General features: G+C 70.6%; 16 protein-coding genes. 8 read left to right on the top strand and 8 right to left on the bottom strand.

The window, feature by feature from the left end; translation table 11 throughout:
- Positions 1–5 precede the first annotated feature (5 nt).
- Genes V4Y04_RS07290 through V4Y04_RS07280 form a run of 3 tightly spaced genes read right to left on the bottom strand, consistent with a single transcriptional unit; the run spans position 6 to position 2938 of the window.
- Entirely contained in the window at positions 6–1799 is a 1794-nt protein-coding gene (locus V4Y04_RS07290; protein ID WP_332426467.1) for a glycoside hydrolase family 15 protein, read from the bottom strand.
- 60 nt (positions 1800–1859) lie between these two features.
- Positions 1860–2666 carry an SURF1 family cytochrome oxidase biogenesis protein gene (locus tag V4Y04_RS07285; RefSeq protein WP_332426466.1) on the bottom strand — a complete coding sequence of 269 codons (807 nt, stop codon included), beginning with the start codon at positions 2664–2666 and terminating at the stop codon, positions 1860–1862.
- A gap of 50 nt (positions 2667–2716) precedes the next feature.
- Positions 2717–2938, bottom strand: a complete 222-nt coding sequence (locus V4Y04_RS07280) for a hypothetical protein (RefSeq protein WP_332432742.1) — start codon at positions 2936–2938, stop codon at positions 2717–2719.
- A 366-nt stretch (positions 2939–3304) separates the two neighbouring features.
- Between V4Y04_RS07280 and V4Y04_RS07275 the strand changes: the two genes are divergently transcribed.
- The 4 genes from V4Y04_RS07275 (at position 3305) to V4Y04_RS07260 (ending at position 4825) form a co-directional block, all read left to right on the top strand.
- The gene (locus V4Y04_RS07275) at positions 3305–3454 is read left to right on the top strand and encodes a hypothetical protein (protein WP_332426465.1); all 150 of its coding nucleotides are present in this window, start codon (positions 3305–3307) and stop codon (positions 3452–3454) included.
- A gap of 122 nt (positions 3455–3576) precedes the next feature.
- Positions 3577–3825 carry a hypothetical protein gene (locus V4Y04_RS07270; RefSeq protein WP_332426464.1) on the top strand — a complete coding sequence of 83 codons (249 nt, stop codon included), beginning with the start codon at positions 3577–3579 and terminating at the stop codon, positions 3823–3825.
- A gap of 244 nt (positions 3826–4069) precedes the next feature.
- Positions 4070–4501, top strand: coding sequence for a transposase family protein (locus V4Y04_RS07265; RefSeq protein WP_332426463.1), 432 nt, complete (start codon positions 4070–4072; stop codon positions 4499–4501).
- Between the two features lie 36 nt (positions 4502–4537).
- Positions 4538–4825 (top strand): hypothetical protein, encoded by a 288-nt coding sequence (locus V4Y04_RS07260; RefSeq protein WP_332426462.1) that lies wholly within the window; start codon positions 4538–4540, stop codon positions 4823–4825.
- Between the two features lie 433 nt (positions 4826–5258).
- On the opposite strand, the gene V4Y04_RS07255 is transcribed toward V4Y04_RS07260, so the two are convergent.
- Together V4Y04_RS07255 and V4Y04_RS07250 are read right to left on the bottom strand one after the other, a co-directional pair.
- Entirely contained in the window at positions 5259–6527 is a 1269-nt protein-coding gene (locus V4Y04_RS07255) for a metallophosphoesterase family protein (RefSeq protein ID WP_332426461.1), read from the bottom strand.
- Between the two features lie 983 nt (positions 6528–7510).
- Complete coding sequence (locus tag V4Y04_RS07250) at positions 7511–8497, bottom strand: DEDDh family exonuclease (RefSeq protein WP_332426460.1); 987 nt, start codon at positions 8495–8497, stop codon at positions 7511–7513.
- Positions 8498–8813: 316 nt separating this feature from the next.
- On the opposite strand from V4Y04_RS07250, the gene V4Y04_RS07245 reads away from it, so the two are divergent.
- A complete protein-coding gene (locus V4Y04_RS07245) occupies positions 8814–9494 on the top strand; it encodes a VIT1/CCC1 transporter family protein (protein ID WP_332426459.1) in 681 nt (226 codons plus the stop codon).
- Positions 9495–9616: 122 nt separating this feature from the next.
- Here V4Y04_RS07245 and V4Y04_RS07240 read toward each other — a convergent pair whose 3' ends face one another.
- The gene (locus V4Y04_RS07240; RefSeq protein WP_332426458.1) at positions 9617–10624 is read right to left on the bottom strand and encodes a CopD family protein; all 1008 of its coding nucleotides are present in this window, start codon (positions 10622–10624) and stop codon (positions 9617–9619) included.
- A gap of 114 nt (positions 10625–10738) precedes the next feature.
- Positions 10739–12226 (bottom strand): CoA transferase, encoded by a 1488-nt coding sequence (locus V4Y04_RS07235; protein WP_332426457.1) that lies wholly within the window; start codon positions 12224–12226, stop codon positions 10739–10741.
- Positions 12227–12374: 148 nt separating this feature from the next.
- Here V4Y04_RS07235 and V4Y04_RS07230 point away from each other — a divergent pair, with 148 nt between their 5' ends.
- Positions 12375–13580 carry an RNA-guided endonuclease InsQ/TnpB family protein gene (locus V4Y04_RS07230; RefSeq protein WP_332426456.1) on the top strand — a complete coding sequence of 402 codons (1206 nt, stop codon included), beginning with the start codon at positions 12375–12377 and terminating at the stop codon, positions 13578–13580.
- Between the two features lie 219 nt (positions 13581–13799).
- Here the strand turns inward: V4Y04_RS07230 and V4Y04_RS07225 are convergent, their stop codons facing one another.
- Positions 13800–15362, bottom strand: coding sequence for a S8 family peptidase (locus V4Y04_RS07225; RefSeq protein ID WP_332426455.1), 1563 nt, complete (start codon positions 15360–15362; stop codon positions 13800–13802).
- A 265-nt stretch (positions 15363–15627) separates the two neighbouring features.
- Here V4Y04_RS07225 and V4Y04_RS07220 point away from each other — a divergent pair, with 265 nt between their 5' ends.
- Both V4Y04_RS07220 and V4Y04_RS07215 read left to right on the top strand, forming a co-directional pair.
- Positions 15628–15984: a DUF485 domain-containing protein gene (locus V4Y04_RS07220; RefSeq protein WP_332426454.1), complete on the top strand. Its 357-nt coding sequence runs from the start codon at positions 15628–15630 to the stop codon at positions 15982–15984.
- Complete coding sequence (locus V4Y04_RS07215; protein ID WP_332426453.1) at positions 15981–17609, top strand: solute symporter family protein; 1629 nt, start codon at positions 15981–15983, stop codon at positions 17607–17609. Before V4Y04_RS07220 ends, V4Y04_RS07215 begins: the two co-directional genes overlap by 4 nt.
- The last annotated feature ends 87 nt before the right edge of the window (positions 17610–17696 follow it).

Below are 17696 nucleotides of genomic sequence, written 5' to 3'. Positions count from 1 at the left end.
GGCCCCTATCCTGCCTCCTCGCCCGCGAACAGGGCGAGAGCGGTGTTCACCAGGCCGATGTGGCTGAACGCCTGCGGGAAGTTGCCCAGCAGCCTCTCGCCGGCCGGGTCGTACTCCTCCGCCAGCAGTCCCACGTCGTTGGCGAGTCCCAGCAGCCGTTCGAACAGTTCGCGCGCCTGAGCCGTCCGGCCCGTCATGTGCAGGGCGTCCGCGAGCCAGAACGAGCACACCAGGAAGGTCCCCTCCACACCGGGCAGACCGTCGACGTCGGTACCGGCCGGGGTGTAGCGGCGCACGAACCCGTTCTGTCCCAGCTCCGTGTGGATCGCGTCGACGGTGCCGAGCACCCGGGGATCGTCGGGCGGCAGAAAGCCCACCCGGGGGATCAGCAGCAGCGCGGCGTCGAGCTCCCGCGATCCGTAGGACTGCGTGAAGGTGTTCCGCTCGGGGTCGTATCCCTTCTCGCACACGTCACGGTGCACCTCGTCGCGCAACGCGCGCCAGTCCTCGAGGTCGCTCTCCACGTTGCCTTCCAGGTCCGGGTTCTCCTCCAGGAGGCGCACGGCACGGTCGGCGGCCACCCACACCATCACCTTGGAGTGCACGAAGTGCCGCCGGCCGCCGCGTACCTCCCACAGCCCCTCGTCCGGCTGCCGCCAGGCCGACCGGAGGAAGTCCAGCAGCACCCTCTGCAGCGCCCACACGTCCGGGTGCGGGGACAGACCCGACCGCCGGGCCAGTGCCAGCGAGTCCACGACCTCGCCGTACACGTCCAGCTGGAGCTGGTTGACGGCGTCGTTCCCGACCCGTACCGGAGTGGCGCCGTCGAAGCCGGACAGCCACGGAAGTTCGGTCTCGGGCAGCCGCCGCTCGCCCGCCACCCCGTACATGATCTGAAGATCCGCCGGGTCGCCCGCGACCGCGCGCAGCAGCCAGTTGCGCCACGCCTCCGCCTCCTCCTGGTAGCCGGCCGCCAGCAGCGCGCTCAGGGTCAGCGTGGAGTCGCGCAGCCAGCAGAAGCGGTAGTCCCAGTTGCGCACCCCGCCCGGCTCCTCCGGCAGCGAGGTGGTGGGCGCGGCGACGATGCCGCCCGTCGGCGAGTAGGTGAGCGCCTTGAGTGTGATCAGGGACCGCACGACAGCGTCCCGGTACGGCCCGTCGTAACGGCAGCGGGACGCCCACGCGCGCCAGTCGGCGATGCTGTGCCGCAGCGAGGAGTACGGATCCACCAGCGGCGGGCGCGGCTCGTGGGACGGGTGCCAGGTGAGGACGAACGCGACCCGCTCGCCCGGCGCGACCGTGAACTCGGAGTGCGTGCCGAGGTCCTCGCCCCAGGTGGGCACCTCCGGCACACTGCGCAGCCACGCCGAGTCCGGACCGGCGACCGCCACCCGGTGGCTGTCCGCCCTGCGTACCCAGGGCACCACCGAGCCGTAGTCGAAGCGCAGCCGGAGCGTGCTGCGGACGGTCACCTCGCCACGGACGCCCTCGATGATGCGCACCAGGTCGGGCGCGAGGTCGCGCTGCGGCATCAGGTCCGTGACACGCACCAGGCCCTTGTCGGTCTCCCACTCGGTGTCCAGGACGAGGGTGTCCCGGCGGTAGGCGCGGCGCGTGTACCGCTCGGCGCCCACGGGCGCGATGCGCCAGTGGCCGTTGTCCTCGTCGCCGAGCAGCCGGGCGAAGCAGGCGCCGGAGTCGAAGCGGGGCAGGCAGAGCCAGTCGACGGAGCCGTCCGCGCCCACCAGGGCAGCGGTCTGTTCGTCGCCGATGAGCGCGTAGTCCTCGATACGGTGCACGAGGTGCGGATGCCCGGCCACCGGGTGCGGCAATCAGGGCGGAGCCGGGTGAGTGACGGGCTACACCGCCGCGGGTTCGGTGTCCTGCGCGCCCTCGGCGTCCGCCTCCCGCTCCGCCTTCTCCGCCCGCTCCCGGACCTCGCGGCGGACGAGGACGACCCAGCCCACGGGGACGCCCACGGCGAACAGCCACCACTGGACGGCGTATGCCATGTGGATGCCGGTCCCGTCGTGCTCGGGCGAGGGGATCGGCTCCGGGGTGTCGCCGCCCGGCGCGGGGTCGGTCAGGTCGACGTAGCCGCCCAGGACCTCCTTGCCGAGACGGTCGGCCTCCAGCTCGCTGTTGATCAGCATGATCTGCCGGTCCGGCAGGCCCTGGAGGTTCTTGATGCCGCTGTCCTCGGTCGTCTGGTCCTGCATCAGCCGCCCGGTGATGGTGAGCTCGCCCTCGGGCGGCGCGGGAACCTTCGGGAACGCGGTCTGACTCGGACTGTCCGCGGGGATCCAGCCCCGGTTGACCAGCAGGACCTTGCCGTCGTCGAGGACGAAGGGGGTCAGGACGTGATAGCCGACCTCCTCGTCCGCGTTGGTGCGGCGGCGCACGACGACCTCGTCGGAGGCGTCGAAGCCGCCCTTGGCCGTCACCCCGCGGTACAGGTGGTCACCGTCGACCTTCGCCCCGGGCGCGGTCAGCGACTCGACGGGGACCGGCTTCGCCGCCAGGGAGTCGGCGATCACCTGGTTCAGCGCGACCCGGCGCTCGTGGCGGTGCAACTGCCAGAAGCCCAGCTCGACCATCGTCGGGATGAGCGTGAGCGCCAGCAGGGTGAGGATCACCCACTGGCGGGACAACAGGAAGCGGTACACCCCACGACCGTACAACCAGAGCCGGGGGGTGCATTGAGGCGGGTACGTCCTCACACCCGGTCGACGATCCCCGTCCTCCCCTCCGCGCGGGCGCAGTGGGCGTCGCAGTACCAGTGCCCGTTCGCCTCCACTCCCTGGCCGATGATCTGCACCCGGCAGTGCTCGCAGATGAGGGCCATGCGGTGAATCACACAGGAGAAGCAGTCGAAGACGTGCGCTCTCCTCTGTGATGTGGCTGATACCTCGAAGAGGGGTGGGTGGACAGCGGTTATGGCGAACAGTGAGTGGCTTGAGTACTGGCTGTCACGAGCGCCGGTGCTGAGGGAGGGCGCTCTGGACGACATCCATCACATACTTGCGACCGCGGGAGGTGACGAGGACTGACCTGATGTGGCAGGGCCCTGATCTGAAGATTCGGATGGCGTTTGTGAACGGGCTGCAGGATCGGTCACCCGCCATCAACACAGAGAACCCCGCTGATACAGCCAAGGGGCTGATCTCACCCAAGGTTGACGGAGAGGGGAATGGTTGAAAATCAGCCACGTCACGGTGCGGAACAAGTACCGCCATTGGGCCCTGGAGACTCGAACGGGCAGGCCGAGCGCGACTGCGAATGAGAACAAGACGCAGGGGAAGGCGTGACGCTGAACCTCGGCTTTGGCGAAAGCGGGAAGGCGTACGACACCGTCTGCTCGATCCTACGGACAGCTTTCTTCGAGGGTTCTTTGATGCGTGAAGAGTGGCTTGAGAAATGGTTGCCCGAGGCGCTGGTCCTGGCTGAAGAGTAGACGGAAGGGATACTGGAGCTGATGGACTTGAAGTGACAGCGCTGCGCCGACCAGATGTAACATCTGGTCGGCGCAGCGCTGTCAGCTTGCGAATGCCTGTCCCGCCTCTGACGATGAGGCTTATGACACGTTGCGAAGTGTGTGGGAATGACTACGAACTGGCGTTCACTGTCGAGACCCGGGACGGGGCACGTCACGTCTTCGATTCGTTCGCTTGCGCGATCCATCGCATGGCCCCCATCTGCGAGCACTGCCGGGTGCAGATCATCGGCCAGGGCGTCGAGGCGGACGGCCACTGGTACTGCGGCGCGCACTGCGCCCGCGCGGAGAACAAGGTTGGCATCGTGGACAAGGTCGGTTCCGCTGTGTAGTCAACGGGCAGGGATCCGTCGTTCTCGCGGTCGGCCCGAAACGGCTGGTATGGGCCTGATGCGCCGAATCGGTGGCGGTGAGCGGTTCATGGCGGGTGGCGGATGCGCCTGCAGGCACGGCTTCCGGTGATCATGGAGTGTCGAGTTCGCTGATCACCACAACGGAAGACCGTGCCTGCTGCGCCATCATCACCCATCCCCACCGGGCTGGGCCGACTCGCGGGCTACGATCCGGCCCGCCCCGATGGACTGCCCGACCTACCGGCCCGGCTGTCCCGCCTGTCCGACCCGCGCCGCCGCTGTCACCCGCTGTCGTCACCCGCTGCCGTACGTCCTGGCCGTGGCCGCCTGCGCGGTCCTGGCCGGAGCGAGGCCCCTCACCGCGATCGCCGAGTGGGCCGCCGACGCCTCTGACCGGCTGTTGTTCTGCCGCGGGGCTGTGCTGCGCGATCCGGACCGGCCCTGCCGGGCGCCCAGTGAGGCGACCGTGCGCCAGGTCCTGCAGCGCATCGACGGCGACGTGCTCGACGCGGCGATCGGCGGCTGGCTCACCGCTCGTGCCGCCGCCTCCCGCGCCGCCGACCAGGACGGACACCCGCCGGCCCGTCCGGTGCGGGCAGCGGTCGCGGTGGACGGCAAGTCCCTGCGCGGCGCCATCCGCGCCGACGGCCGCTGAGTCCACCTGATCTCCGCGCTACGCGGCGACGGTATCGTGCTCGCCCGGCGCGAGGTCGACGCCAGGAGCAACGAGATCACCGCGTTCCGGCCACTGCCGGCCCCGCTGGACCCGACCGGCGTGGTGGAGACCTTCGACGCACTGCCGACCCAGACCGACCACGCGAAGTTCCTGGTCGAGGAGAGGGAAGCGCACTGCATCGCCGTACTCAAGGCCAACCTCCCGAGCCTGCACGCGCTGGTGCCCGCTTCTGGGTTGCGCACAACAAGACGCTCCCTTTGGAGATCCTCCGGGTGCTTGCGGCTGATCCTGACCACAGGGTGAGGTCCATGGTCGCGATGAAGCGCGAGTTGACTCCCGATACTCCGGCGGACTTGGCGGCGGACTCGGATGGATCCGTCAGATTGATCGTCGCCCGCCACAAGCAGGTTCCGAGGTCCGTGCTTGAGGAATTCCGTTCGGACGAGTGGAGTGAAGTCCGAGACCTGGCGCGGGAATGATCTCGCAGCGGCTCGTACGGGCTTGCGCAGGGTGATCGGTACGGGGAGCCCGGGCAGCCTGAGCCGGGTCGCACCGATGGCGGAGATGCCGTGAGACATCTCCGCCATCGTTCACACAGGGTCGTTGGCCCTATGGCCTGTGATCGGGCCATGCGTGCTCGCGAGCCGGTCGGGGACGCGCTGCGGTTCTTGGACTCCTTCCACAGTCGGGGGCGGCTGCCGGAGTGGAGGGCGCCGATGACCTTCTGGCGCGCCCTTCAGTGGCAGATGAATGCCTTGTTGGCGCTGCTCGTGCTCAACGTGCAGGTCTGACCACGGACAGCACCGGTCGTGTCGTGAGAGGTGAGGTCCCAGGTCGCGCCGTTGTCGCGCAGGATCCCGTACCCGAAGACCCCTCCTTGGGTGATCGACTGATGGACGCGCTGCGGCGGCGTGCCGACTGGTTGTCCGACGACGTTGGCGTCGTTCGGGCCTTGATCCAGTGGTGCTCCGCCCGAGAAGCCCACCGTCACCTGGGGTGGGCGGGCGGCGTCGAAATCGACCATCTGGTAGAGGTGAACATGGCCCGACAGCACCATGCGGATGTTGTCCTCCAGCCGGCCCAGGCTCGTATCGGCGACGGCTTCGTCGAGGACACGGGTCACCCATCGAGCCGGAGGGCCGGCCGATCTCACCATCCACAGCGGCTTGTGGGTGAACACGAAGTAATCGTGGGTGGGATGCTGCCGCGCAGCCTGGTTCACGGTTTCGAACTGCGCGGTGTAGATCGCCCGCTGCGTTGTGCTTCCGTTGTCGGCTGGGTCGGCGAACGAGGAGTCCACGGAGACGAGGTTCAGAGTGCCTGCGCGGATCTCCACGGGCGTGGTGTAAGGACTGCACGACCCGTCGGCGCGGAGGTCGTCGGCGAGGTAGCGGAACCACGCGCCGCCCGCACCACCCTGCTGCGCGGTGCAGTCTTCGTGGTTACCTCGGGTCAGTGCGACCGGTGCCGTGGCCAGCAGCGTTTCCGCCGGTCTGAAGAAATCGGCGACGACACACGGCCAGCTGAATCTGTCCGCCCTCGTCGTGCAGCCCGGATTGGCCGCCGTGTCGTTCGCCTGGCCCGGGTCCTCGCGGTAGAGGTAGTCGCCGACATGGATCACGAGGTCCGGTCGCGTCACAGTGGCAGCGCTGGTCGCGATCTGCGGGAACGGCCAGCCGGTTTGATGGTTCGCGCAGTCCTGGTCGGGACCCGCCGTCGTGACCCGGCAGCCGGTGTCGCCGATGACGCCGATGGTGCCGGGACGTGTGGTCGCGGTCCAGTTCGGCAAGGGGAGTTGACGGTTCGCGGGGTGCACCACGGCCGCCCGGACCGTCGATTGCTGGAGCACCGCGTTGGATGCCTCGAGAGGCACGCCCAACTCGCACACGGTGGTGAGGAACTGCGGCTGCGCCGGGGTGCTCACCAGGTGCATCGGGAAGGAACCCCTGTTCGCGCCCACGGTGTACCGCACGGTGGGGCACGTAAGGGTGGTGTCGGTGGTCACGTAGCGGATCTGGGTGCCGCGACTGGTCAGCTGGGTCCATGCCCATGCCTCGCCACTGGGCCCGGCTCCTGGTGGAGGGGTTGGCCCAGGCGGCTTCGGCCATCCGCCATCAGGTGTGGTCCCTGCGGGAGCCGCCCCGGCCGAGAGCGCCGCGGCCAGCACGCTCATCAGGGCGAGGACGACCATCCGGTGCATCATGTTCGCGTTCCTCCATTCGAGAACCCTGGACGCCGGCCCCTCCCCTTGCCGAGGGTCATACCGGGGATACTTACCGAGGCCTTCGGCTGATGCACGGCGACCGAAGCGAACGGCGTACACATGGTGCTGCTGGATCCTCGGCAGCACGATCAGCGCAGAGCGCGGCGCCAGGTTCGAACCTGCGACCGCACAGTGCCAGGGCCCGTAGGCAGGCGTTGGGTGCCCTCGATCTTCGGACACTCGCAGTGCCCGGCCCGGCCGATGTTCCTGAGTGCCTGTCCATTGATCATTTCGGCGTTGACGGGTTGATGGTGCGGGCGAGGTGGCGTCGTATCAGGAGGATCACCGACCAACGGACCATGGCCTCGTGGCGCTCCGGTTAGCGCTCGTAGTCGCGGACGCACCGGCGTCGCCGGCAGGTCCACGATGGAGTGAGCTCGACCGCCCAGCGGCGGGCCGGCACGGTGAAGCCGCGCTGCCCGTCGGGCGCCGCACCATCTCGACCCGGACACCGTGGCGGGCGGCCGCCTCCATATGTCGCCATGGGCCACAGGGCGGGCCGTCGGCCCGGCGAGGGCGAGCGGGCGGCGGGCGACTCGCCCGGCAATCACCCATCCGCAGGGTCGGCCTCGGCGCCAACCGGAGGGCGGCCCACTATGTGACGGGGGCGTCCCGCCGGGTGACGGGGGCGCCCCGCCGGCATACGGCGAACAGCTCCCCGCCCGGCGAACAGCTCCCCATCCGGGGGACCGCTCTTCTGCCTGTGAACAGCCCCGCGCCCGGGGTCAGGCCTCCGACGCGGGGGCGACATCGCCGAGCAGCTGTCCGAACGCGGCCTCGTCCACGACCGGGGTGCCGTACTGCCGGGCCTTGACCACCTTGGACGTGCCCGAGTCCGGATCGTTGGTGACCAGGAGGCTGGTCAGCCGGGAGATGCTGGTGGCGACATGCAGCCCGGCCTCCGTCGCCCGGTCCTCCAGCAGGTCCCGCTCCACGGAGGTGTCGCCGGAGAAGGCGACCCGCATGCCCTGTTTGAGTGGCTTGTCCGGTTCGTAGCGGCCCGGGTTGGGATACGGGCAGGCGGGCCGCTTGCGGGACGGGCGCCAACTGGTGGGCCGGTAGCCGCCCCCGTGGCCCGCCTGCTGCCCGGGGCGGGGCTGGTCCGTCCACTCCGTCAGTGGCAGGCACTCGTGCAGCGGGAGCCGTACGCCCCGCGCCGCCGCGGTACGCAGGCTCGGCCGGAACGCCTCCGCCAGCACTCGCGCGTCGTCCAACGCGTGGTGCGCGCGCTGCTGCACCACGCCGAAGTGCGCGGCGAGCGACGCCAGTTTGTGGTTGGGCAGCGGCAGCGCCAGCTCCTTGGAGAGGGCGATCGTGCACAGCCGCTGCTTCACCGGCGCCTGCGTGCGGGCACGGGCGTACTCGCGGGCGATCATCTGCCAGTCGAAGACGGCGTTGTGCGCGACGAGCACCCGGCCCTCCAGCCGGGTGGCGAACTCACCGGCGATGTCGGCGAAGAGGGGCGCCCCTTCGAGCGCGTCGGCCGTCAGGCCGTGTATCCACACCGGGCCGGGGTCCCGCTCCGGGTTGACCGTCGTGTACCAGTGGTCCTCGACCTCCCCGCGCGCGTCCAGCTGGTAGACGCCCGCCGAGATGATGCGGTCGTCCCGGGCGAGGCCCGTGGTCTCCACGTCGACGACCGCGTATCCCTGCGGATACGCGGCCGGCCACACGCTGGGGGAGGACGCTGCGGTCGTGAGGTCATCGAGCATGGTTCACGAGGATACGGGCCACGGCTGACAGCCCCGTCCGACAGGTGCGCTGCGGGGACCGCCTGTGCGGGTGCCGCGCATCCCGGGAGAGGCGCACGCGGTGCGGCCTCCGGCACCCTCCGGGTGGCCGCTCGTGGCGGCCGGCCGGTCCCGGCCCGGGGCAAACGCCTTGTTCCGCGGGACGGTTCGGGACCGCGCACCGGCCGGCCGCCGCGCGGACGGCGGCAACGCGTGTGCGCGGACGGGAAAGCCGCGCAGTCGGAGTGTGGGGGGGCGTGGCCCGAGGGGGATGCTTCCGGCGTGACAGAACCGACGCATGGCGAGGCAGCCGAGGAGACGCCCGGCGGGACGCGAGGGGGAAGTGTCCGGCGGCTCCATGGCGGCACGGCGCAACTGGCTGCGGGCGGCGGTCCTCGGCGCGACCGGTGACCGTACCGCCCTGCTGACCGCCGGACTGGCCGGCCTGATCTCCGGTTCCACCTCGATGGCGGCGGGCGAGTACGTCGCCGTCTCCTCCCAGCGCGCCTCGGAGAAGGCCGCCCTCAAGACCGAGCGGCAGGAGCTGAGGGAGCAGCCTGAGGCCGAGCCGGAGGAACTGACCCAACTGCTCCAAGAACGCGGGCTGTCGCGGGAAGTGGCCCGGGACGCGGCCGTCCAGCTGACGGAGCGCGACGCCCTGCGGGCGCACGCGCACATGGAGCACGGGATAGATCCCGACGCGCTCGCCAACGCCTGGCACGCGGCCGGCGCGATTTTCCTGGCGTTCACCGTGGGGGCGCTGCTGCCCCTGCCGGCCATCGTGCTGCCGCCGGCCGGCCTGCGGCTTCCGGTGACGGTCGTGTCCACGCTGGCCGCCCTCGTCCTCACGGGCTGGAGCAGCGCCCGCCTGGGCGGAGCGGCACCCGGAAGGGCGGTCCTGCGCAATGTGGCGGGCGGCGCCCTGGCCATGGGCCTGACCTACCTGGCGGGAACGCTGCTGGGGGCCACGGGCGGGTAGCCATGCCCCGGCCGGAGTGCTTGTGCCCGTGCTCACATACCCGTGCATGGATACCCCCTGCACGGACGCCCGTGCTCAGGTGTTCATGCCCAGGGCCGGCCGGGTGGCCCCGCCGCCCGGCCTCACCAGCGGATCGGCACCGGCAGCGCCGTCAGGAGCCCCGACACCGCCACCACCAGGGCAAGGACGTACGCCTCCGCCCGCGCGGGGGCACGGGCGCTCAGCGGATCGGCCGCGCGGGCCAGCCGGATCCTGGCCCACAGGGCGAGGGCCGCGACCCCGGCCATCAGGATCACCTTGGCGAGCAGGACCCGCCCGTACGCCGTGTCCGTCAGCTGTTCCAGGATCGACTCCGGAGGCATCCGGCGCAGTGAACTGCACACCCCGGTCGCCGTGATGGCGACGAGCAGAACGGCCGCCACGCGCGCGTACAGTCCCAGCAGCACGGCGCCCGCCGCCGAGCCCCGCCACGCGCGCATCGTGCGCAGCACGTACAGCAGACCACCCACCCAGAGCGAAGCGCAGACCAGATGGATCAACGTCAGCCCGGAGCCGATCAGCGGGGTGTACTCGGTCCCGGGGTGCGCGCGCAGGGCCTCGGCGACGACGATCGCGGCCAGTGGCCAGACCTGCGTACCCGGACGGCCGGAGGCGGCGCACAGGGCGGCGGCGAGGAACGCGTTGACCTCCAGGAGGGCGAGCCTGCCCTCCCGCGAGTCGTACAGACTGCCCACGTCGATGGCGGCGAGGCTGTCGGGAATCAGGTTCCCGGTGGCCACGACGCAGGCGAGTCCGAGAGCGGCCACGAAACCGACGGAGTTCGCCGCGGTGGACCAGGCGCGCGGCACGGCCGGAGGAGCGTCGGGCACGGAACGCAGCAGCCGTCTCACGAAGAGCTCGCCGACGGGCACGGCCAGCGCCGCGAACAGCACCGTCCGGAGCAGGGCGATGCCACCGGTGCCGGGAGCGGCGGCCTCACCGGTGTGGTGCAGGGCCGGGGACGGGCCGAGGAGCGGTATCAGCGCGGCCAGCGCCACCAGAACGAGGACGGCGACGGCCGGGCCGGTGCCGGGACGCCGCGCGCCCCTGTGTGCGCCGGTCGTCCCGGACGTGGGATTGGTCAGAGTCACCCCAGGATCTTCACAAGGGCTCACAGAACGGGCAAGCACGGGGTGGAAGGCAGGGGTTTATTTCCCGTCAAGGTGGCATTTGCCGCCCCGGCCGACTGCCCGTCACCGGTCCCGTCACCCCCACCGGGCCGCGTCGGCACCCCACGGTCCGGGCGGACGGGCCCAGTCACGGGGGCCACCGGTGAACGACACCGGGGACCGGGCGTACCGCAGTCTCCCCAGGGAACTGTCCGTCTGCGTGAGCCAGTCGTCGGCGGCCCCGCCCGCAGCCGGGGCCGGGGCAGGGGCTGAGGCGGAGGCAGGGCCGAGGCCTGCCACGGTCCGGTCGCCGCCCGGCGCACGCGTGGGCGCGTCCCCCTCCAGCAGCCAGGCCGCCGTCCGCGTCAGCGCCAGTCGCACGAACCGGCTGCCGCCCTCGTCCGTCTGCTCGGTCAGCGCCCGCAGCACCGCCGCCGCCAGCAGATACCCGGTGCCGTGGTCGAGGGCCTGTGCCGGGAGCACCCCCGGCCGCCCGGCCGCCCCCTCGCTCACCGCGATCCCCGTGGCCGCCTGCACCAGACTGTCGAAGCCGCGCCGGTCGCCCCACGGCCCGTACGCCCCCCACGCCGACAGCTGGGCCACGACCACCCCGGGACGGCGCTCGGCCAGTGCCCGGGCGCTCAGCCCCAGACGGTCCAGGGCCCCCGGCCGGTACCCGGTGACCACCACGTCCGCCGTCGCGAGCAGTTCCTCGAACATGGTCCGGCCGGCCGGCAGATCCAGCAGGGCCGAGCGCTTCCCGAACCCCGTGTCGGTGTGCTGGTCGGGGAGTTCGGGCAGCCCCGGCGGGTCCAGGCGCAGCACGTCCGCGCCGAGCAGGGCGAGGGTACGGGTGGCGACGGGGCCCGCGACGACCCGGGTCAGGTCCAGCACCCGCAGTCCCGCCGCGGGCAGCAGCGGATCGCGGTCCACGGGGGTGAGTATCCGCGCGGGCGCGGAATCCAGCCGCCCGCGCTCCACCAGCGGGCGCCGCGCCGCCGCCGCCGCCTGCTCGTGCGCCGCCCACTCGGCGGGCGTCCGCAGGGCCACGGCGAGGCCTCCGGCGGCGTACACGGCCTCCTCGGCCTCCGTGGCCGACCGCTCGGCGAGCGCCGCCGCCACCGCCTCCGGGGCGTCGGACGTCCCCAGCGCGGCGAGCAGCCGGGCCCGGTGGTGAGGGTAGTTGGCGTGGGTGCGCACCCACCCGTCCGCCGTGCGCCAGAAGCGCGACAGCGGGGCGAAGAACACCGGGGCCCGCCCGTCGACCAGCAGATGCCGTTCACTGACGAACGCCGCCGCCACCGCCCCGTCGTCCACACGCACGGCGGGCACTTCGAGGTCCGGCGGGTGACCGGGACGAGCGGGTCCCGCCCGTCGCGCGCCCAGTTCGGCCGCGGCCAGCCCGCACGCGCCCACGCAGGCGCGCGCCAGCTCCCGTACCGGCAGCCGCGCGGGAAGCGCCTCGGGCCGCTCGACGGCCGCCACGCGCGCGAGGAGGGCCGGATCCCCGCCCAACGACGACCAGGCGGCGGCGAGGCCGGGGCCGGTGCGGGAGCCGGGGGAGGAGCGGTCGTTGTCGGTCATCTGGCCTCCTTCGTGGATACCCCCGGCTTCAGTCGGGGGAGGAAATGAAGTTCCCGCGGAGCAGGGCAACGGGCTGCGATGCGCCGTCAGGGTGGATCGCAGTGTTCTGACCCGCGGATTTGGGCTTAAGTCGCAATACCACTAGTTTGTGAGCGTGACCGCGACGTGTGTGAAGCGGGCGTTCAAGTACCGCTTCCATCCGACCGATGCGCAGGCGGCGGAGCTGTCGCGCACGTTCGGCTGCGTGCGCAAGGTCTACAACCTGGCCCTCGCCGCCCGTACCGAGGCATGGGCGCGGCAGGAGCGGGTCAACTACAACGCCACCTCGGCGATGCTGACCGCGTGGAAGAAGACCGAGGAACTCGCCTACCTCAACGACGTGTCCTCCGTGCCGTTGCAGCAGACGCTGCGTCACTTGCAGACGGCGTTCACCCATTTCTTCGGCAAGCGGTGCAAGTACCCGCGCTTCAAGAGCCGGAAGAAGTCGCGCAGGTCCGCCGAGTACACCACCAGTGGTTTCCGCTTCCGCGAGGGGAAGCTGACGCTGGCGAAAATGGCCGAGCCGCTCGACCTCGTGTGGTCCCGTCCGCTCCCCGAGGGCGCGACGCCCTCCACGGTGACCGTGTCGCAGGACGCGGCCGGGCGCTGGTTCGTGTCGATGCTGTGCGAGGACCCGACCGTGAAACCGCTGCCCGCCGCGGATACGGCGGTCGGCGTCGACGTCGGTCTGGAGCACCTGCTGACCCTCTCCACCGGCGAGAAGATCGCCAACCCGAGGCACGAGCGCCGTGACCGTATCCGTCTTGCCAAGGCCCAGCGGGCTCTGGCGAAGAAGGCCAGAGGGGACGGAGCCAACCGGCGCAAGGCCCGGATCAGGGTCGCGAAGATCTACGCCCGGATCGCCGACCGGCGTCGGGACCTGCTGCACAAGCTGACCACTCGACTCGTGCGTGAGAACCAAACGCTCGTGATCGAGGATCTGACCGTGCGCAACATGGTCAAAAATCACACGCTCGCCCGGGCCATCTCGGATGCGGGCTGGAGCGAGTTCCGCTCCCTGCTGGAGTACAAGGCCACCTGGTACGGGCGGGAAGTGATCGCGGTCGACCGCTTCTTCCCCTCCTCCAGGTTGTGCTCCGCCTGCGGCACCTTGCAGAAGAAGATGCCGCTCAGCGTCCGTACCTGGACGTGCGAGGGCTGCGGCACGGTCCATGACCGGGACGTGAACGCGGCGAAGAACCTTCTGGCGGCCGGGCTGGCCGTGTCTGTCTGTGGAGCCGGTGTAAGACCTCAACGGAGTTCTCCGGGCGGGCGGTCGGCGACGAAGCAGAAACCCCCACGGCGCGAGCCGTAGGAATCCCCCCGTTCACGAGGGGGAGGAAGTCAAGGGTGCACTATGCGGTATCGGCCGGCGGGCAGCGGAAAGGGGACCGGACGAATGATCGCCCGGCCCCCTCCCACTCACCCGTAGGCCCACAGGCCCCGCAGGACGAATAACGTGTCACTGCGTCACTGCGTCACTGCGTCACTGCGTCACTGCGTCACTGCGTCACTGCGTCACCGCTTCACTGCGTCACCGCTTCACCGCGCGCAGCGCGTCGACGATGCCGGCGCCGTAGAAGCCGTTGACCCGGCTGCCGCCCTCGCACGTCGCGTCCTGCACACCGTCGCCGTTCTGGTCGTAGGACTCTGGGCAGCCCGGGTTGTTCGCCTGCGCCTTCAGCAGCGCCTGCAACTGGGCCGGGGGCGCCCACGGGTACCTGGACTTCAGCAGTGCGGCGACACCGGCGACGTGCGGCGCGGCCATCGACGTGCCCTGCAGGAAGGCGTACTGGCCGTTCGGCATGGTGGACAGGATGCGGCCGTTCTTCGACGGGGTGTCGGGCGTCTGGTAGCGCCCGTCGCCGCCGGGCGCGGCCACGTCGACGACCCCCTTGCCGTACGTGGAGTAGTACGACTTGAGGTTCTGCACGCCCGTGGCGCTGACCGTGACCACGCCCGGGAGCTGGGTCGGCAGGTCGAGGCACTCGGACGGGTCGATGGTGCGCTCGACCGGTGTGGTGTCGTTGGGGCTGGAGGCGTCGTCGATCGCGTCCGAGGCCAGGTCGTGGTTGGAGTTGCCGGCCGAGGCGACGTGCAGGGTGCCCCTGCGCTGGGCGTACTTCTGGGCCCGGTCGACCGCGTCGAGGATCGCCCGCTGGTCCGGGTCGTCCATGCAGTTGTAGAGCCACGGGTCGACGTAGTAGCTGTTGTTCGTGATCTCCACGCCGTGGTCGGCGGCGAACACGAAGGCGCAGACGACGTTCTCCGGGTAGAACAGCCCGTTGTCCGGGTCGCTCACCTTGATGGACGCGACCTTGACGCCTGGCGCGACACCGGCGACGCCGATGCCGTTGCGGGCCGCGGCGATCTCACCGGCCACGTGGGTGCCGTGGTAGTCCTCGTCCGTGTACGGGCGCCAGGCGCCCTCACTGGTGTCCGCCTTGCCGCCGACGCAGTTGGCCGACTGGGCGGCGGAGAAGTTCGGTTCGAGGTCGGGGTGGGAGTCGTCCACGCCGGTGTCGATCACGGCGACGGTCACCTTGCGGCTGCCCGGGTCGATCCGCGCGGCCTTGTCGGCGCCGATCGCGCGCAGGTCCCACTGGTCGGCCTCGAGCGGCTCGCTGCCGGGGGTCTTCGCGGAGGCGGCCCGCGTCCTGGCGGCCTCCGCGGCCGTCACATAGTCCGCCGCACCCTCGTCCATCGTCCCCGCGGGAGCCAGCGGTGCGGTGCGGGTCGCACCGGCCGACCGCACCCCGCGCACGGTGCGCATCTCCTGGGCGAAGCCGGGGTTCGCCGAGTGGACGACGATCACACCGATCCGGTCGTACGTGACCACGACGGTCCCGCCGGCCGCGGCGACCGCCTTCTCCACCGACGCGATCGTGCGGCGGTCCGTCCTGGTGTTGACGACGTACGCCAGAGCGGGGGTGTTCGTCGCACGCTCCGTCGCCTGCTCGTTCGCCCGTTCGGCTGCCGTCGATGCCGCCTGCGGAGCCGCCGAGGCCGCCGTCGGCAGGAAACCGAGCGAGACGGTCAGGGACAGCGCGACGGGTACGGCGAGGGCGAGGCGGCGTCTGGAACGCAGATGAGCCATGGGATCTCCACATCATCCGGAAACAAAACCGGCCCGAGGCACAGATGGTGCTCGGGCAGGTACATGACGGGTGGTGCAGTGCGAAGCTATCCCGCGCGCCCACCGGCCAGCAACGGTTTCCCGGCCGTGTCTTCGGCGAACGTCCGCGCGAAAGAAGCATGCGGGGTTGAACCGGTCCTCGCGTGGCGCCGTGACGTTGTGCAGGGAGCGCGAGGACACTCGCCCCCGTCCCCGTCCGAACGCACCCACAACGCGAGGAGACTTCGTGGCCGCCGAAGCACCGCCCCCCTCAGCAGAGGAACACAAACTCCCCACACCCGAGGAGTTCACCCAGGTGCAGGAGAGCGCTGAGTTCGGTGAACTGCGCCGCTCCTACCGCTCCTTCGCCTTCCCCGTGACCGTCGGCTTCATCATCTGGTACCTGCTGTACGTGCTGCTCTCGAACTACGCGGGCGGCTTCATGGGCACCAAGCTGTTCGGCAACATCAACGTCGCCCTCGTCTTCGGCATCCTGCAGTTCGTCACCACCTTCCTCATCGCGTGGTGGTACTCCCGGCACGCCGCCACCAACCTCGACCCCAAGGCCGAGGCCATCAAGACGCGTATGGAGGGTGGCGCATGAGCCCCTCGATCACCACCGTCCAGCTCGCCGCGAACGAGGCGAGCGAGCACCGCCCGCTCATCATCACCCTGTTCGCGCTGTTCGTCCTCGCGACCCTCGGCATCACCGTGTGGGCGGGCCGGCAGACCAAGGACGCCGCCGACTTCTACGCGGGCGGACGCCAGTTCAGCGCCTTCCAGAACGGTCTCGCGGTCTCCGGCGACTACATGTCGGCCGCGTCCTTCCTCGGCATCGCGGGCGCCATCGCCCTCTTCGGCTACGACGGCTTCCTCTACTCCATCGGGTTCCTCGTCGCCTGGCTGGTCGCCCTGCTCCTGGTCGCCGAACCCCTGCGCAACTCCGGCCGCTACACGATGGGCGACGTCCTCGCCTACCGCATGCGCCAGCGGCCCGTGCGCACCGCCGCCGGCACCTCCACCATCATCGTCTCGATCTTCTACCTGCTGGCCCAGATGGCGGGCGCCGGCGTGCTCGTCTCGCTGCTGCTCGGCATCACCTCCGACACCGGCAAGATCCTGATCGTCGCCCTGGTCGGCGTCCTGATGGTCGTGTACGTCTCCATCGGCGGCATGAAGGGCACCACCTGGGTGCAGATGGTCAAGGCCGTGCTCCTCATCGGCGGCACCATCCTGATCACCTTCCTGGTGCTGCTGAAGTTCAACTTCAACATCTCCGACCTGCTGGGCAAGGCCGCCGAGAACAGCGGCGCGGGCGCGTCCTTCCTGGAGCCCGGCCTGCAGTACGGCGCGAGCGGTACCACCAAGCTGGACTTCATCTCCCTCGGCATCGCCCTGGTGCTCGGCACCGCCGGCCTGCCGCACATCCTGATCCGCTTCTACACGGTGCCCAACGCCAAGGCCGCCCGTAAGTCCGTGAACTGGGCCATCGGTATCATCGGCGGCTTCTACCTGATGACCATCGCGCTCGGCTTCGGCGCCGCCGCGCTCATCTCGCGGGACGAGATCATCGCCTCGAACCCGTCCGGCAACACGGCCGCGCCGCTGCTCGCCCTGCACCTGGGCGGTGTCGACTCGACCTGGGGCGCGATCCTGCTCGCCACCATCTCGGCGGTCGCCTTCGCCACGATCCTCGCCGTGGTCGCCGGCCTCACCCTGGCCTCGTCGTCCTCCTTCGCGCACGACATCTACGCCAACGTCATCCGCAAGGGGAAGGCCACGGACAAGGAGGAGATGAAGGCGGCCCGCCTGGCGACCATCCTCATCGGCGTCGTCTCCATCGCGCTCGGCGCCCTCGCCCGCGACCTGAACGTGGCCGGTCTGGTCGCGCTCGCCTTCGCGGTCGCCGCCTCCGCCAACCTGCCGACGATCCTCTACAGCCTGTTCTGGAAGCGGTTCACCACCCAGGGCGCCCTGTGGTCGATCTACGGCGGTCTCATCGTCGCCGTCGGCCTGGTGCTGTTCTCGCCCGTCGTCTCCGGCGACCCCAAGGCGATGTTCCCCGGCGTCGACTTCGCGTGGTTCCCGCTGAAGAACCCGGGCATCATCTCCATCCCGTTCGGCTTCCTGATGGGCTGGCTCGGCACCGTCCTGTCGAAGGAGGAGCCCGACGTCAAGAAGTTCGCGGAGCTGGAGGTCCGGTCACTGACCGGCACCGGCGCCCACTGACCGACCCGCTCGACACCCCTTCCGGCCGCGTTACAGGGACCTCGCGGGTTCCTGCGACGCGGCCGTCGTGCATCTCGTGGCCATCGG

The organism is Streptomyces sp. P9-A2, assembly GCF_036634175.1.
Taxonomy (GTDB): Bacteria; Actinomycetota; Actinomycetes; order Streptomycetales; family Streptomycetaceae; genus Streptomyces; species Streptomyces pratens.
Note: the sequence above shows the minus strand (reverse complement) of the source record. Positions and strands in the feature narration are given on the sequence as shown.

Coding starts and splice junctions, on each gene's coding strand:
- V4Y04_RS07250 (WP_332426460.1), bottom strand. CDS start 8,497: ATGCTCGATGACCTCACGACCGCAGCGTCCTCCCCCAGCGTGTGGCCG.
- V4Y04_RS07235 (WP_332426457.1), bottom strand. CDS start 12,226: ATGACCGACAACGACCGCTCCTCCCCCGGCTCCCGCACCGGCCCCGGC.
- V4Y04_RS07270 (WP_332426464.1), top strand. CDS start 3,577: ATGACACGTTGCGAAGTGTGTGGGAATGACTACGAACTGGCGTTCACT.
- V4Y04_RS07215 (WP_332426453.1), top strand. CDS start 15,981: ATGAGCCCCTCGATCACCACCGTCCAGCTCGCCGCGAACGAGGCGAGC.
- V4Y04_RS07245 (WP_332426459.1), top strand. CDS start 8,814: ATGGCGAGGCAGCCGAGGAGACGCCCGGCGGGACGCGAGGGGGAAGTG.
- V4Y04_RS07225 (WP_332426455.1), bottom strand. CDS start 15,362: ATGGCTCATCTGCGTTCCAGACGCCGCCTCGCCCTCGCCGTACCCGTC.
- V4Y04_RS07265 (WP_332426463.1), top strand. CDS start 4,070: ATGGACTGCCCGACCTACCGGCCCGGCTGTCCCGCCTGTCCGACCCGC.